This window comes from Georgenia phoenicis (assembly GCF_047302425.1).
In the GTDB taxonomy this organism is placed as follows: domain Bacteria; phylum Actinomycetota; class Actinomycetes; order Actinomycetales; family Actinomycetaceae; genus Oceanitalea.
Genome location: NZ_CP154855.1, coordinates 2,555,757 through 2,570,765, shown reverse-complemented (window position 1 = coordinate 2,570,765; position 15,009 = coordinate 2,555,757). Strand labels below are relative to the sequence as shown.

Below are 15,009 nucleotides of genomic sequence, written 5' to 3'. Positions count from 1 at the left end.
CGTGGCGCGCCTCGTCCGGGTCGACGCCGAGCTGGTCCGCCGCGGGCTCGCCCGCTCGCGCCAGCACGCCGCCGAGCTCATCGCCGAGGGCCACGTCCTGCTCGACGGCGTCGCCGTCACCAAGCCCGCCCGTCAGGTCAACCCCGCACAGGCGCTGCGCGTCGTCGCCCCGCCCACCGACGAGTACGCCTCCCGCGGTGCCTACAAGCTCGCCGGCGCGCTCGACGCCCTCGGCGAGCAGGCCCCCACGGTCGCCGGCCGGCGCGCCCTGGACGCCGGTGCCTCCACCGGCGGTTTCACCGACGTGCTCCTGCGCCGCGGGGCCGAGCACGTCGTCGCCGTCGACGTCGGCTACGGGCAGCTCGTCTGGTCCCTCCAGCAGGACCCGCGCGTCACCGTGCTGGACCGCACGAACGTCCGCACCCTCGACCCCGCCACCGTCGCGCCCGCCCCCGGGCTCGTCGTCGGCGACATGTCCTTCATCTCCCTCACCCTCGTCCTGCCCGCCCTCGCGGCGGCCGCCGCGCCGGACGCCGACTTCCTCCTCATGGTCAAGCCGCAGTTCGAGGTCGGCAAGGAGCGCCTGGGCAAGGGCGGCGTCGTCCGCGACCCGGCCCTGCACGCCGAGTCGGTGCGGACCGTCGCCGACGCCGCCGCGGCGCTGGGCCTGGGGACCTTCGCCGTCGTACCCAGCCCGCTGCCGGGTCCCAGCGGGAACGTCGAGTACTTCATAGGCTTGCGCCGTGACCCGAGCCGCGTCTACCCGCCCGAGGAGCTCGACTCCGTGATCGCCGCCGCCATCGACCAGCGCCCGGCGGTGTCCTCGTGAGCCGCCGCGTGCTCCTCGTCAGCCACGACTGGCGCGAGCAGGCCGTCACCGCCGCCCAGCAGGCCGAGGCCGGGCTGCGCGAGCTCGGCATCGAACCGGTCCGCGAGCTCACCGACGACCCGGCCGAGGACCCCGAGCTCGTCCTCGTGCTCGGCGGGGACGGCACCCTGCTGCGCGCCGCCGAGCTCGTCCGCGGCCGCGACATCCCGCTCATCGGCGTCAACCTCGGCCACGTCGGCTTCCTCGCCGAGGCCGACCCGGACAGCCTCGGCAAGGTCGTGCGGCGCATCGCCGACCGCGACTACACCGTCGAGGAGCGGATGACGATCGACGTCGAGGTCCAGACACCCACCGGCGAGTCCCACTCCGGCTGGGCGATCAACGAGGCGACGATCGAGAAGGTGGACCGCTCCGGCGTCATCGAGCTGGCCCTGGGCGTCGACGGACGCGGCCTGTCCTCCTTCGGCTGCGACGGCATCGTCATCGCCACCCCCACCGGCTCCACCGCCTACGCCTTCTCCGGCGGCGGCCCGGTGGTGTGGCCCGACGTCGAGGCGCTGCTCGTCGTCCCGATCGCCGCGCACGCCCTCTTCGCCCGCCCGCTCGTCGCCGGGCCCTCCTCGGTGCTCGCCGTCGAGGTCCTCGACCGCAACCTCTCCGCCGGTGACGTGTGGTGCGACGGGCGCCGTCAGCTGCCCGCCCCCGTCGGCTCCCACATCGACGTGCGCCGCGGCCGCGAGCCCGTGCGCCTCGCGCGCATCGAGCCCACGCCCTTCTCCGGGCGCCTCGTGGCGAAGTTCAACCTGCCCGTCAGCGGCTGGCGCGGAGGGAGGAAGGACCCGTGATCGAGGAGATCCGCATCGAGAACCTCGGTGTCATCGCCTCCGCGACCCTCGGCCTGGGGCCGGGCTTCACCGTCATCACCGGTGAGACCGGTGCCGGCAAGACGATGGTGCTCACCGGCCTCGACCTCCTCCTCGGTGGGCGCGGCGACCCCGCCATGGTGCGCAGCGGTGCGGACCGCGCCGTCGTCGAGGGCACCTTCGTCGTGGACGACGACGTCGCCACCCGGGTCACCGACGCCGGCGGCTCGCTCGACGACGACGCGCTCCTCCTCGCCCGGTCCCTGCCCGCCCAGGGCCGCTCCCGCTCCTTCGCCGGCGGGCGCAGCGTGCCGCTGGCCTTCCTCGGCGAGCTCGCCGGTGAGCTCGTCACCGTCCACGGCCAGTCCGACCAGCTGCGGCTGCGCTCACCCGCCCGGCAGCGGGCCCTGCTCGACGCCTTCGCCGGCACCACCGAGCTCCTCGCCTCCTACCGCGCCACCTGGCAGCGGCTGACCGAGACCCAGGCGCGCCTGGAGGAGTGGCAGGCCCGCGCCGACGAGCGCGCCGGCGAGGCGGTGCGGCTGCGCACCAACCTCGAGCTGCTCGAGACGCTCGACCCCCAGCCGGGGGAGGACGACGCGCTGCGCGCCGAGGCCGAGCGGCTGGGCAACGTCGAGGAGCTGCGAGTGGCCGCCGCCCGCGCGCACGCCGCCCTGCTCGGGGCGGGGGAGGGCGCCGAGCAGGACGCCACCGTGCTCGTCGACGACGCCCGCCGCGCCCTGGACGTCTCCGACCCCGAGCTCGCCGGCCTGTCGACGCGGCTCGCCGAGGTCTCCTACCTCCTGTCCGACGTCGGTACCGAGCTGGCCGGCTTCCTCGCCTCCCTCGAGGCGGATCCCGACCGGCTGCAGACCGTCCACGAGCGCCGCGCGGCGCTGCGGGACGCCGCGCTGCGCCTCGGCCTGGAGAGCTCCGACGAGCTGGGGGAGTGGTCCCGGACCGCCGCGGCGCGCCTGGCCGAGATCGACGGCCCCCAGGACGGTGGCGCCGCGCTGCGCGAGGAGCTGAGCACCCTCGGCGCCGAGCTCACCACCCTCGCCGAGCAGCTGACCGCCGCCCGCACCGCGGCCGCCGCGCGGCTGTCGGAGGCGGTGGACGCCGAGCTCGCCGGCCTGGCCATGCCCGGGGCACACCTCGAGGTGGGCCTCGACCCGCTGCCCGAGCCCGGGCCCTGGGGCGCGGAGACGGTGAGCCTGCTCCTGCAGCCCCGGCCCGACTCCCCGCCCCGCCCGCTCAGCGAGGGCGCCTCCGGCGGTGAGCTCTCCCGGGTCATGCTCGCCCTCGAGGTCGCCGTCGCCGCGCCCGCCGCGGACAGCGCCGTGCGCCCCACCTTCGTCTTCGACGAGGTCGACGCCGGCGTGGGCGGCAAGGCCGCCATCGAGGTCGGGCGGCGGCTCGCCGGCCTGGCCCGGGTGGCGCAGGTCGTCGTCGTCACCCACCTGCCGCAGGTCGCGGCCTTCGCCGACACCCACCTCCTTGTGAGCAAGTCCACGGGTGAGACGACGATCACCGACGTCCGTGAGATCGTCGGACCCGAGCGGGAGCAGGAGCTGGCGCGGATGCTGTCGGGTCAGGAGGACTCCGACGTGGCGCGCCGTCACGCCGCAGAGCTCCTCGACCGGGCCGTCGTGGCACGATGACACGCGTGAGTCCCCTCTTCCGTCGCCGCACGCCGCCCGACACCGGCCCCGGTACCACCGGTCCCGTCCGCGTGGACGCGCGCACGAAGAACCTCACCAAGCGGCTGCAGCCCGGCGACGTCGCGGTCATCGACCACCTCGACCTCGACCGCGTCTCCGCGGAGGCGCTCGTCGCCTGCCGGCCCGCCGCGGTGCTCAACGCCGCCAAGTCGACGTCCGGGCGCTACCCCAACCTCGGGCCCGAGATCATCGTGGCCGAGGGCATCCCGCTCGTCGACGACCTCGGCGGGGCCGTCATGTCGCTGCGCGAGGGCCGCCCCGTGCGCGTCGACGGCGGCGCCGTCTACTCCGGGGACGTGCTCGTCGCCGAGGGCGCAGAGCAGACCGAGGAGACCGTCGCCGCGGCGATGGCCGAGGCCCGCGAGGGACTGTCCGTCCAGCTCGAGGCCTTCGCCGGCAACACGATGGACTTCCTCAACCGGGAGCGCGACCTCCTCCTCGACGGCGTGGGCGTGCCCGAGGTGCGCACCCCCATCGAGGGCCGTCACGTCCTCATCGTCGTGCGCGGCTACCACTACAAGGAGGACCTGGCGATGCTGCGGTCCTACGTCCGCGAGTACCGCCCCGTCCTCATCGGCGTCGACGGCGGTGCGGACGCGATCCTCGAGGCGGGCCTGCGCCCGGACATGATCGTCGGGGACATGGACTCCGTCTCGGACGCCACCCTGCGCAGCGGCGCGGAGATCGTCGTCCACGCCTACCGGGACGGCCGCGCACCCGGGATGGCCCGGGTCGAGCAGCTCGGCGTCGAGCACGTCGTCTTCCCCGCCACCGGCACCAGCGAGGACGTCGCGATGCTGCTGGCCGACGACAAGGGCGCCGAGCTCATCGTCGCCGTCGGCACCCACGCCACCCTCGTCGAGTTCCTCGACAAGGGCCGCGCCGGCATGGCCTCGACCTTCCTCACCCGCCTGCGGGTGGGCTCCAAGCTCGTCGACGCCAAGGGCGTCTCCCAGCTCTACCGCACCCGGATCTCCACGGGCCAGATCGTCCTGCTCGCCCTCGCCGGCCTCCTGGCCATCGGCGTGGCGCTCTTCTCCACAGAGCTGGGACAGGCCCTGTTCCAGATCGTCATGGCGCGGCTCGACGGCCTGTTCGCCGCCATCAAGGACCTGCTGGGCATCGCCCCGCCGCCCACCTCGTAGGAGCACGATGATCGACTTCCGCTACCACCTCGTCTCTCTCATCGCCGTCTTCCTGGCGCTGGCGCTGGGCATCCTCCTGGGTGCCGGGCCGCTCAACGCACCCCTCGGCGACCAGCTCACCGGCCAGGTCGAGGAGCTGCGCGAGGACCGGGACCGGCTCCGCACCGAGCTCGAGGTCAGCGAGGTCGAGCGCGAGAACCGCGACGAGTTCCTCGCCGAGGTGGCCCCCGCGACCCTCGGCTCGCGCCTCGAGGGCCGCGCCGTCGCCGTCGTCGTCCTGCCGGGCGCGAACGAGGACGACGTCGCCGACGTGCGCCTGCGCCTGGAGCAGGCCGGGGCGACCGTCACCGGCCAGGTCCAGGTCACCGAGGCGTGGACCGACCCGGACACCGCCACCTTCCGCTCGAGCTTCGCCGGGCAGATCCTCGGCTACCTCGACCCCGCGCCGGAGGAGAGCGCCGACACCGGCGTCATCCTCGGCAACGCGCTGGGCCAGGCGCTGACCCGCGGGGAGGTCGACGGCTCGCTCACCACCGACGCCGAGACCCTCCTCGAGCTGCTCGTCTCCGCCGAGGACCCGCTCGTCGAGCTGACCGAGGAGCCGGGCCAGGCCGCCAACGCGACCGTCGTCGTCGCCCCGCGCAGCGAGGCCAACGGTGCCGGGGACGGCGGGGAGTCCGTGGACGTCGAGACCCGCGAGGAGCGGCTGACCGAGGAGGTCGCCCTGGCCCGCGGGATCACCGCGACCGGCGAGGGCAGCGTCGTCGTCGGCTCCGCGGCGACCGAGCTCGACCTCGTCAGCGCGGTCCGCACCGGGGACGCCGCCGAGGTCGTGACGACGGTCGACTCCGTCGCCGAGCTCACCGGACGCCTCAGCGTCCCCATGGCACTCGCCGTCGCGATCTCCGGCGAGGTCGGCCACTACGGCGTGGGCGCCGAGGCCACCGCGGCCGTCCCGCCCACCGTCTACCTGCCCCCGCCCGCGGCCCCCGAGCCCGAGACCGAGCAGCCCGAGGGCGCCGGGGACGCCGAGACCGAGGACGCCGCCTGATGGCGCGGCTGCGGGCAGCCCTGCTGGGCGTCGCGGCCACCGGCGCGGTGACCGCGGCGGCCGAGAACGCGCCCCCCGGCGGGGCCGAGCGCTGGCAGCGCACCAACTACGCCGACCGCCAGGTCAGCCTGCTCGGCGGGCTGGCCCAGGCGGCCGGGACGAGCCTCGCGCTCCTCGGCTCGGGCCGGACCGGTGCCGCGGCCGCCCTCGCGGCCGGCACGGCCGGCGCGCTCGGGGCCGTCGACGACCTCACCGAGCGGGAGGCCGACCGCCACGTCAAGGGCCTGCGCGGCCACCTCTCCGCGCTGCGCGAGGGCAAGGTCACCACCGGCGCGCTGAAGATCGCCGGTATCGGCGGCGGCGCGCTGGTCGCCTCCCTCGTGCTGCCCGCGCGGGGGAGCGGCCCGGTGGGGCGCCTGGTCCACCGCGGCACCAGCGCCGCGCTCATCGCCGGGACCGCCAACCTCCTCAACCTCTTCGACCTGCGCCCCGGCCGGGCTCTCAAGGTCACCTGCGCCACGGCCGGCGCGGTCTCCCTGCTGGGCGGCCCCGGCGCGCCCGTCGCCGCCACCGCTCTCGGCTCGGCCGCCTCGGGCCTGCGCGACGACCTGTCCGAGCGCACGATGCTCGGGGACACCGGCGCCAACGCTCTCGGCGCCACGCTCGGCACCGCGCTGGCCGCCCACCCCTCCCGGGTGCTGCGCGGCGGGGCGCTGGCCGCCGTCGTCGGGCTCACGCTGCTCAGCGAGCGGGTGAGCTTCTCCCGCGTCATCGACCGCACCCCGGTGCTGCACACCCTGGACCAGTGGGGCCGGCGGTGACCGCGGTGGTCGTGAGGTGACCGAGCCGGTCACCGGCCGCCGCCGCATCCTCGCCGGGGTCGCCGGCGCCGCCGGCATGATGGCGGCCGTCACGGTGCTCTCGCGCGCCGTCGGCTTCGTCCGGTGGTTCGTCCAGTCGGCGACCCTCGGCGACTCCGCCACCGCCAACGCCTACTCCACCGCCAACACGCTGCCCAACGTCCTCTTCGAGGTCGCGGCCGGTGGCGCGCTCGCCGGTGCGGTCGTCCCGCTCCTCGCCGCCCCGCTCGCGCGCTCGCTGCGCGGGGAGGTCGACCGGATCGCCTCGGCGCTCCTCACGTGGACACTGGCCGTCCTTGTGCCGCTCGGTGTGCTCGTCGCGCTCCTCGCCGGCCCGATCGTCGGGCTGCTGCCGGACTCGGTCGGCTCCGACGTCGAGACGCAGCGCGAGCTGGCCACCTACTTCCTGCGGATCTTCGCGCTGCAGATCCCGCTGTACGGCGTGGGCGTCGTCCTCACCGGTGTCCTCCAGGCCCAGCGGCGCTTCCTCCTCCCGGCGGTCGCCCCGCTCCTGTCGAGCGTCGTCGTCATCGGCGCCTACCTCGCCTTCGGGATGCTGTCCGGCGGCCTGGCCGACGAGCCCGAGCGCCTGGCGCAGTCGGCGCTCGACTGGCTCGCCTGGGGCACCACCCTGGGCGTCGCGGCGATGAGCCTGCCGCTGATCGTGCCGGTGCTGCGCAGCGGCGTGCGCCTGCGCCCGGCGCTGAGCTTCCCGCCCGGCGTGGGTCGCCGCGCCGTCAACCTCGCCGCCGCCGGCATCGGCGCGCTGCTCGCCCAGCAGGTGAGCGTCGTCGTCTTCATCGTGCTGGCCCGCGCGGGCGGCGTCGAGGGCACGGTGACGATCTGGGAGTACTCCCGGGCCGTGTACTTCCTGCCCTACGCCGTCCTCGCCGTGCCCGTCGCCACCGCCGTCTTCCCCCGGCTCGCCGAGCTGGCCGGCGGTCCCGACCGCAAGGCCTTCGCGGCCATGGCCGTCGGCTCCACCCGCTCCGTCCTCGCCGCCTCGCTCGTCGGTGCCGGCATCCTCGTGGCCGTCGCACCCGGCGTCACCACCGTCTTCTCCCTCACCGGGACCATGGAGGGCATGACGGCGGCGGTCACCTGGCTCGCCCCCGCCGTCGCCGGCTACGGGCTCGTCTTCCACGTCTCCCGCTGCCTGTACACCCTTGACCGTGGCCGGGCCGCGGTGACGGCGACGGCGGCCGGCTGGCTCGTCGTCAGCGTCGCCGCCGCCGTCCTCGTCCGGGTCACCGCGCCCGACGGCGGGGACGGGCCGGCCACGCTGCTCTCGCTAGCCCTGGGCACCTCGATCGGGATGACCGTCGCCGGTCTGCTGCTGCTGTGGGCGCTGCGCCGCGCGCTCGGCGCCGACGCCCCGCTCGGCGGGCTCGTCCGGACCGTGGCGGTGGGGACGGCCGGTGCCCTCGCCGGGGGACTGGTGGGCCGGCTCGCCACCGACGCCGTGCTCGGCGCCGTGGGACCGCAGCTGCTGTCCGGCCTGCTCGGGGCCGCGGCCGGCGGGCTGTGCGCCGCCGCGCTCGGGGGCCTCGCCGTCGTCCTCGCCGACCGCGGCGCGGTGCGCCCCGCGCGCTGGTCGTGAGGCCGTGACATGGTGAGGGTCATGCGGATCGTCCAGCTGACCTCGACGAGCGCCGGAGGGGTCGCCCGGCACGCCCGTCAGGTCGCCGGGCTCCTCGCGAGGGCGGGGGAGCAGGTGCTCCTCGCCGGCCCGGCCGACGTCGTCGCCGACTCACCCGTGCCCACCGCCGTCGTCGACATCGCCGACCGGCCCCGGCCCAGCGACGTCGCCGCCATCCGCAGGCTGCGGGGCGTGCTCGCCGGCACGGACCTCGTCCACGCCCACGGTCTGCGCGCGGGGGCGGCGGCGGTGCTGGCCACGCGCGGGATGCGGGGGCGGCCCGCCGTCGTCGTCACCCTCCACAACCTGCCCGTGGGCGGGGCCAAGGTGCAGGCGGTCGCGGCCGTCCTCGAGCGTGTCGTGGCGCGCGGCGCCGACCTCGTCCTCGGGGTGAGCGGCGACCTCGTCGCCCGTGCCACCCGGCTCGGTGCCTCCGCGCAGCGGGCGCTCGTCCCCGCCCCGGCGCGTGCGGAGACCGGCCCGCTCGACGACGCCGCCCGGCAGCGGCTGCGGGAGTCGCTCGGCGTTGACGCGGGGGAGCGGCTCCTCCTCACGGTCGGGCGCCTGGCCCCGCAGAAGGGCCTGGACCTGCTCGCCGACACCGCCGCCGCCCTCGTGCGCGGAGGAGCGCCGGCCTTCCGGTGGGCGGTCGTCGGGGACGGCCCGCTCGCCGGCGAGCTCGCCGAGCGGGTGCGTGCTGGGTCGCTGCCCGTCGTCGTCGCCGGCCGCCGCGACGACGTCCCCGCGCTCAACGCCGTCGCCGACGTCGTCGTGTCGACGAGCACGTGGGAGGGCCAGCCCCTCGCGGTGCAGGAGGCGCTGCAGGCCGGGGCTGCCGTCGTCGCCACCGACGTGGGCGGCACGCGCGAGGTGACGGCCGACGCCGCCGTCCTCGTCCCGCCGCGGGCGGAGGAGCTCGCCACCGCCGTCGCGCGCCTGCTGACCGACGACGACGAACGGGCGCGCCTGGGCGCCGCCGCACGCGTGCAGGCGGGCCGCCTGCCCACTCCCGAGGACGTCGTCGCCCAGCTGCGCGACGTCTACGCTCGAGCCGGGGTGCCGCAGCGCACTCGCGGCACGGACCGCACCTGACCGACCGACTGCTAAGGTGGAATTCCGTGGCCAACCTTCACCGCACTGGCGGCGACACAGTCCCTCGGCACATCTTCGTCACCGGTGGTGTGGCGTCCTCACTCGGTAAGGGGCTGACGGCCTCGAGCCTCGGTCAGCTCCTCCGCGCGCGCGGTCTGCGCGTGACGATGCAGAAGCTCGACCCCTACATCAACGTCGATCCCGGCACGATGAACCCCTTCCAGCACGGTGAGGTCTTCGTCACCGAGGACGGGGCCGAGACCGACCTCGACATCGGCCACTACGAGCGCTTCCTCGACGTCAACCTCTCCCGCGCCGCGAACACGACCACGGGCCAGGTGTACTCGACCGTGCTCGCCAAGGAGCGCCGCGGGGAGTACCTCGGTGACACCGTCCAGGTCATCCCGCACATCACCGACGAGATCAAGGCGCGGATGCGCGCGCAGGCGCAGCCGGTCGACGGCGCTCAGGCGCCCGACGTCATCATCACCGAGATCGGCGGCACGGTCGGCGACATCGAGTCCCTGCCCTTCCTCGAGGCGGCCCGCCAGGTGCGCCACGACCTCGGCCGCGACAACGTCTTCTTCGTCCACGTCTCCCTCGTGCCGTACCTCAGCGCGAGCGGCGAGCTCAAGACCAAGCCGACCCAGCACTCGGTGAGCGAGCTGCGCAGCATCGGCATCCAGCCCGACGCCATCGTCTGCCGCACCGACCGCGAGCTGCCCGAGGGCGTCAAGGGCAAGATCGCGCTCATGTGCGACGTCGACCGCGAGGCCGTCGTCGAGTGCCGCGACGCGTCCTCGATCTACGAGATCCCCGCGGTCCTCCACCGCGAGGGCCTGGACGCCTACGTCGTGCGCCGCCTCAACGTCCCCTTCCGGGACGTCGACTGGAGCGACTGGGACGACCTGCTCCAGCGGGTGCGCCACCCCCGCGACACCGTCGAGGTCGCGCTCGTCGGCAAGTACGTCGACCTGCCCGACGCCTACCTCTCGGTGACCGAGGCGCTGCGCGCCGGCGGTTTCCACCACCACGCCCAGGTCGTCATCCGCTGGGTGCCGGCCGACGACTGCGCCACCCCCGAGGGCGCCCGCCGCGCCCTGCAGGACGTCGACGCGATCCTCGTACCCGGCGGCTTCGGCGTGCGCGGCATCGAGGGCAAGCTCGGCGCGCTGCGCTGGGCCCGCGAGAACCAGGTCCCCACGCTCGGCATCTGCCTGGGCCTGCAGTGCATGGTCATCGAGTACGCCCGCAACGTCCTGGGCCTCGAGAACGCCTCCTCCACCGAGTTCGACCCCGGCACGCCCGACCCGCTCGTCGCGACGATGGCCGAGCAGGTCGACTTCGTCGAGGGCGGCGGCGGCGACATGGGCGGCACCATGCGCCTGGGCAGCTACGAGGCCGTCCTCACCGAGGGCTCCGTCGTCGCCGAGGCCTACGGCACCACCCGCGTGACCGAGCGCCACCGCCACCGCTACGAGGTCAACAACAACTACCGCGACGCGCTCGCCGAGGCCGGCCTGCAGATCTCGGGCCGCTCCCCGGACTCCTCGCTCGTCGAGTTCGTCGAGCTCGACCGGGAGAAGCACCCGTACTACGTCGCCACCCAGGCGCACCCGGAGTTCAAGTCGCGGCCCACCAAGGCGCACCCGCTCTTCCACGGGCTCGTCGGTGCGGCGCTCGAGCGCCAGCGCGCCACCCGCCTGCTCGAGGTCGAGTCCGACGGCGTCCCCGCCGCCCCCAGCGGCACGGACGTGGACGAGCCGGGCAACCCGCGCACGACTGACCTCGTCGACGAGACGCCCGCGCCGGGCGCCGCCGAGCGTTCCCCGGCCTCCCGCAAGGCCGGCGCGTGAGTCTCGCCGACCGGCGCGACGACGGCCGCGAGGTCGTCGCGCGCCGGATGCTCCACGAGGGCAAGGTCTTCGACCTCGTCGGCGAGAACGTGCGGCTGGACGCCGCCGACGCCGAGCCGGTGGTCCGGGAGTTCCTCGACCACCCGGGTGCTGTCGCCGTCGTCGTCCTCCGCGAGGGGGAGCACGGCGAGGAGGTCGCGCTGGTCGACCAGTACCGTCACCCCGTGCGCGCGGTCCTGTGGGAGATCCCGGCCGGGCTGCTCGACGTCGACGGCGAGGACTACGTCGTGGCGGCGCAGCGGGAGCTCGCCGAGGAGACCGACCTGCAGGCTGCTCGGTGGGACGTCCTCGTCGACTACTTCACCTCGCCCGGCGGCTCGAACGAGTCGCTGCGCATCTACCTTGCGCGCGACGTCACCGAGGTGCCCGAGGGCGAGCGGCACGAGCGCGCCGACGAGGAGCGCGACATGACGCTGCGCTGGGTCCCCCTGGACGAGGCCGTGGCCGCCGTCCACGAGGGCCGGCTGCACAACCCGAGCGCCGTCGTCGGCATCCTCGCCGCCGCCAGCGCCCGCGCCGCCGGCTGGGCCACCCTGCGCCCCGCCGACGCCCCCTGGTTCCGCTAGGCCCAGCGAACCCCCTCGCGCGCCGACAGTACACTTATCGCCGACAGCACACTTATCGCCGACAGCACACTTATCGCCGACAGTCGGATTCTCCGGGCCCCAGCCCCCTGCCTCCCCACGGCACGTGAACGCCGAGGCCAGCCTGCGCCCCGGCGGAACCCTCTGGTTCGCTACGGGACGTCGACGCTGCGTGCCTTCCTGGGAGCGACGACGCCACCCACGGTGATGCACGCCAGCACGACGACGTAGGCCCGATGATGACGGTCAAAGTGCGGCGACGCTGATGCTCCCGGCGAAGACGGCAAGTGCCAGCGCGAGGACGAGCGCCAGCGCGGCGCCCGTGTAGCCGACCCGGTACGCCCGAGTCAGCCAGGGCAACGCGGCCAGGTGGGCGGCGTGCCAGGCCTCGTCGCTCGCCTGCGTGGAGCGGGTGCGGATGCCGAACGCATCGTTGCGCGACAGCTGGCCCGCCCGAGTGGTCCACGCGACGGCGTGTGTCGCCAGCGAGACCAGGAGCAGTCCACACGCGAGCACCGTTGCAGCGAGCTCAGCCTCCGACACACCGCCCCCTCACCGCAGATGAGGCGGACGCTAGCTGCGGCCGCGAGACACCGTCAACGGTTCGACGAGGTCAGCTGTGTGCGGCGGGCGTGCTCTCGGCCGCGAGCAGCTCGGGGGCGCGGGTGAACAGGGACGTCACGGCGTAGACGATGGCGACGACGGTGAGCGCCGAGCCGAGCATGTGGACGCCGACGAGCAGCTCCGGCAGGCCCGTGAAGTACTGGACGTAGCCGACCAGCCCCTGCGCCAGGGTGACCCCGAGGAGCACGCCCCAGGTCCGCTGCGCCGCGGCGTTGCCCTCCCGGCGCGCCAGCACGATCCCCACGACGACGAGCACGACGAAGGCCCACACCGACAGCGCGTGCAGCCGGGAGATGAACGCCGGGTCGAGCGCCCAGCGGTAGGGCTCGTCCGCGTCCCCGGCGTGCGGGCCGGCGCCCGTGGTGATGACGCCGAGCACGAGCAGGACGGTCCCGACGACGGCGACTAGGCGCCCCACGAGCCGGGCGGCGGGGGACGAGACCGGCCGGGCCGGGGCGTCCGGGGAGGCCAGGCGCACGAGCAGGTAGGTCGAGACGGTGACGAGGAACAGCGAGATGAGCATGTGCGAGCCGACGACGGCGGGGTGCAGGTCGACCCACACCGTCATGCCACCGACCACGGCCTGCACGGCGATCCCGAGCAGCGGCAGCAGCGAGAGCCGCTTGAGCGCGGCGGGTCGCGAGGCGGTCGGCTGCCGGCGGTACACCGCCCAGACGAGCGCGAGGGCGATGACGCCGAGCACGCCGGTGAGCGTCCTGTTCCCGAACTCGATGATCGGGTGGAAGGTCATCTCCGCGTGGAACTCGGGCGTGAAGGAGCCGGGCTCGCACATCGGCCACTGCGAGCAGCCCAGCCCGGAGCCGGTGAGCCGCACGGCACCGCCGGTGACGATGATGCCGATCTGCGCGACGAGGTTGGCGATGGCCAGGCCCCAGGTCAGCCGGTCGACGAGGCCGTCGCGGGAGCGCGGGGGGTGCGGGGAGACGGCGGCCGGGGGTGTGGCCGACGCGGGCTGGGTCGAGGTCACCTCACCAGGGTACGTCGCCGCTGCTCGACGCCGGCTGCGAGCGGCGTCACTCCACGCAACCCTCCCGGGCCCTGACCGCAGCGGGAGACGCGCCTACCGCCCGTCGGTGGTCCGGCCTACCCTGGCAGCATGACGGACACGCCTGTGCTCGAGCCCGCTCACCTCGTCGCCGACCCCGGTCCCACGGTGCCGGTGACCGTGGACGTCCGTGCCGCCGTCGAGGCGACCGCCCGTGCGGCGAAGACCGCCTCGCGGGTGCTGGCCACCGCCAACCGGGCCACCAAGGACGCCGCCCTCCACGCCATGGCGGACGCGCTCGTCGCCTCCTCCTGGCGGATCGTCGCCGCGAACGCCGAGGACCTCGACCGCGGTCGGTCGAACGGGATGAAGGAGTCCCTCCTCGACCGCCTCGCCCTCACCGACGAGCGCATCGCCGCCATCGCCGAGGCGCTGCGTGATCTGGCAGCCCTGCCGGACCCGGTCGGTGAGGTCGTGCGCGGCTCGACCCTGCCCAACGGCCTCACCCTGCGCCAGGTCCGGGTGCCCATGGGCGTCGTCGGGATGATCTACGAGGCTCGGCCCAACGTCACGGTCGACGCCGCCGGCCTGGCCCTGAAGTCCGGGAACGCCGTCATCCTGCGGGGTGGCTCGGCCGCTGCGTCCTCCAACGCCGTCATCGTCGAGGTGCTCGGCGAGGCGCTCGAGGCGCAGGGGCTGCCCGCAGACCTCGTCCAGTCGATCGACGCACACGGCCGCGCGGGCGCCGTCGAGCTCATGCGCGCCCGCGGGCTCGTCGACGTCCTCGTCCCGCGGGGCGGCGCCGAGCTCATCCAGACGGTCGTGCGGGAGTCCCTCGTACCGGTCATCGAGACCGGCGTCGGCAACTGCCACGTCTACGTCGACGCCGAGGTGGACGTCGCCCAGGCGGTCGCGATCGTCCTCAACTCCAAGACCCAGCGCACCGGGGTGTGCAACGCGGCCGAGACGCTCCTCGTCCACCGCGCCGCCGCCGCGGAGTTCCTGCCCGTGGCGCTCGCCGCGCTCGGGGAGGCAGGCGTCCTGATCCACGCCGATGACGACGCCGCCTCCCTGGCACCGCAGGGCGTGGACGTCGTGCCCGCCACCGACGAGGACTGGGCCACCGAGTACCTCAGCCTCGACCTCGCCGTCCGCGTCGTCGACGACCTCGACGCCGCGCTCGAGCACATCGGGCGCTGGTCCAGCGGCCACACCGAGGCGATCTGCACGACGAGCCTGCGGGCCTCGGAGCGCTTCACCCGCGAGGTGGACTCCGCCGCCGTCATCGTCAATGCCTCCACCCGTTTCACCGACGGCGGACAGTTCGGGCTGGGCGCCGAGATCGGCATCTCCACCCAGAAGCTGCACGCGCGCGGGCCGATGGGGCTGGGTGAGCTCACGACCACCCAGTGGGTCGTGGTGGGGGACGGCCACGTACGCGAGTAAGGTCCCTACGGTCCTACCCCGCCGATCGTGGGAGACTGGACCGCACGTCTCGACGGAAGGAATCCGACCACTATGACGAGCTCGCTCGTGAACCTCGCCCAGCAGACCGAGGAGCACGCGAACCACCTCCCGATGCCGGCGATCATGTACGGGATCATCGCTTTCGCGATCCTCATGCTCCTGCTGCTGGTGACGCTGGCCTACCGCAACGTGCACACGCGCCGCCGCTGAGC

14 protein-coding genes are annotated in these 15,009 nt (G+C 74.7%); 12 read left to right on the top strand and 2 right to left on the bottom strand.

All coding sequences use genetic code 11. From position 1 onward, the window contains the following. Position 1 precedes the first annotated feature (1 nt). The 10 genes from AA0005_RS12240 to AA0005_RS12195 are packed head-to-tail and all read left to right on the top strand — an operon-like array spanning position 2 to position 11,682. Positions 2 to 829 (top strand): TlyA family RNA methyltransferase, encoded by an 828-nt coding sequence (locus AA0005_RS12240; protein ID WP_413450453.1) that lies wholly within the window; start codon positions 2 to 4, stop codon positions 827 to 829. Next, the gene (locus tag AA0005_RS12235) at positions 826 to 1,674 is read left to right on the top strand and encodes an NAD kinase (protein WP_413450452.1); all 849 of its coding nucleotides are present in this window, start codon (positions 826 to 828) and stop codon (positions 1,672 to 1,674) included. Before AA0005_RS12240 ends, AA0005_RS12235 begins: the two co-directional genes overlap by 4 nt. Then, entirely contained in the window at positions 1,671 to 3,353 is a 1,683-nt protein-coding gene (gene recN, locus AA0005_RS12230; protein ID WP_413450451.1) for a DNA repair protein RecN, read from the top strand. Before AA0005_RS12235 ends, recN begins: the two co-directional genes overlap by 4 nt. Next, entirely contained in the window at positions 3,350 to 4,558 is a 1,209-nt protein-coding gene (gene steA, locus AA0005_RS12225) for a putative cytokinetic ring protein SteA (RefSeq protein ID WP_413450450.1), read from the top strand. Before recN ends, steA begins: the two co-directional genes overlap by 4 nt. A gap of 7 nt (positions 4,559 to 4,565) precedes the next feature. Next, positions 4,566 to 5,609, top strand: a complete 1,044-nt coding sequence (locus AA0005_RS12220; RefSeq protein ID WP_413450449.1) for a copper transporter — start codon at positions 4,566 to 4,568, stop codon at positions 5,607 to 5,609. Then, a complete protein-coding gene (locus AA0005_RS12215; protein WP_413450448.1) occupies positions 5,609 to 6,430 on the top strand; it encodes a hypothetical protein in 822 nt (273 codons plus the stop codon). The genes AA0005_RS12220 and AA0005_RS12215 overlap by 1 nt, the downstream gene beginning before the upstream one ends. Positions 6,431 to 6,446: 16 nt before the next feature. Beyond that, positions 6,447 to 8,069, top strand: coding sequence for a murein biosynthesis integral membrane protein MurJ (gene murJ / locus AA0005_RS12210; RefSeq protein WP_413450447.1), 1,623 nt, complete (start codon positions 6,447 to 6,449; stop codon positions 8,067 to 8,069). Between the two features lie 21 nt (positions 8,070 to 8,090). Then, on the top strand, positions 8,091 to 9,200 hold the full coding sequence (locus AA0005_RS12205) for a glycosyltransferase family 4 protein (RefSeq protein ID WP_413450446.1): 1,110 nt from the start codon (positions 8,091 to 8,093) through the stop codon (positions 9,198 to 9,200). A gap of 26 nt (positions 9,201 to 9,226) precedes the next feature. Continuing rightward, positions 9,227 to 11,056 carry a CTP synthase gene (locus AA0005_RS12200; protein WP_413450445.1) on the top strand — a complete coding sequence of 610 codons (1,830 nt, stop codon included), beginning with the start codon at positions 9,227 to 9,229 and terminating at the stop codon, positions 11,054 to 11,056. Beyond that, entirely contained in the window at positions 11,053 to 11,682 is a 630-nt protein-coding gene (locus AA0005_RS12195; protein ID WP_413450444.1) for an NUDIX domain-containing protein, read from the top strand. Before AA0005_RS12200 ends, AA0005_RS12195 begins: the two co-directional genes overlap by 4 nt. Before the next feature lie 264 nt (positions 11,683 to 11,946). On the opposite strand, the gene AA0005_RS12190 is transcribed toward AA0005_RS12195, so the two are convergent. Next, positions 11,947 to 12,243: an SdpI family protein gene (locus AA0005_RS12190; protein ID WP_413450443.1), complete on the bottom strand. Its 297-nt coding sequence runs from the start codon at positions 12,241 to 12,243 to the stop codon at positions 11,947 to 11,949. A 70-nt stretch (positions 12,244 to 12,313) separates the two neighbouring features. Next, the gene (locus AA0005_RS12185; protein ID WP_413450442.1) at positions 12,314 to 13,312 is read right to left on the bottom strand and encodes a COX15/CtaA family protein; all 999 of its coding nucleotides are present in this window, start codon (positions 13,310 to 13,312) and stop codon (positions 12,314 to 12,316) included. A gap of 129 nt (positions 13,313 to 13,441) precedes the next feature. On the opposite strand from AA0005_RS12185, the gene AA0005_RS12180 reads away from it, so the two are divergent. After that, positions 13,442 to 14,776 carry a glutamate-5-semialdehyde dehydrogenase gene (locus AA0005_RS12180; RefSeq protein ID WP_413450441.1) on the top strand — a complete coding sequence of 445 codons (1,335 nt, stop codon included), beginning with the start codon at positions 13,442 to 13,444 and terminating at the stop codon, positions 14,774 to 14,776. Positions 14,777 to 14,848: 72 nt separating this feature from the next. Next, the gene (locus AA0005_RS12175; RefSeq protein ID WP_181424617.1) at positions 14,849 to 15,007 is read left to right on the top strand and encodes a hypothetical protein; all 159 of its coding nucleotides are present in this window, start codon (positions 14,849 to 14,851) and stop codon (positions 15,005 to 15,007) included. Positions 15,008 to 15,009: the final 2 nt, after the last annotated feature.

Coding starts and splice junctions, on each gene's coding strand:
- AA0005_RS12205 (WP_413450446.1), top strand. CDS start 8,091: ATGCGGATCGTCCAGCTGACCTCGACGAGCGCCGGAGGGGTCGCCCGG.
- AA0005_RS12175 (WP_181424617.1), top strand. CDS start 14,849: ATGACGAGCTCGCTCGTGAACCTCGCCCAGCAGACCGAGGAGCACGCG.
- AA0005_RS12220 (WP_413450449.1), top strand. CDS start 4,566: ATGATCGACTTCCGCTACCACCTCGTCTCTCTCATCGCCGTCTTCCTG.
- AA0005_RS12180 (WP_413450441.1), top strand. CDS start 13,442: ATGACGGACACGCCTGTGCTCGAGCCCGCTCACCTCGTCGCCGACCCC.
- AA0005_RS12215 (WP_413450448.1), top strand. CDS start 5,609: ATGGCGCGGCTGCGGGCAGCCCTGCTGGGCGTCGCGGCCACCGGCGCG.
- steA (WP_413450450.1), top strand. CDS start 3,350: ATGACACGCGTGAGTCCCCTCTTCCGTCGCCGCACGCCGCCCGACACC.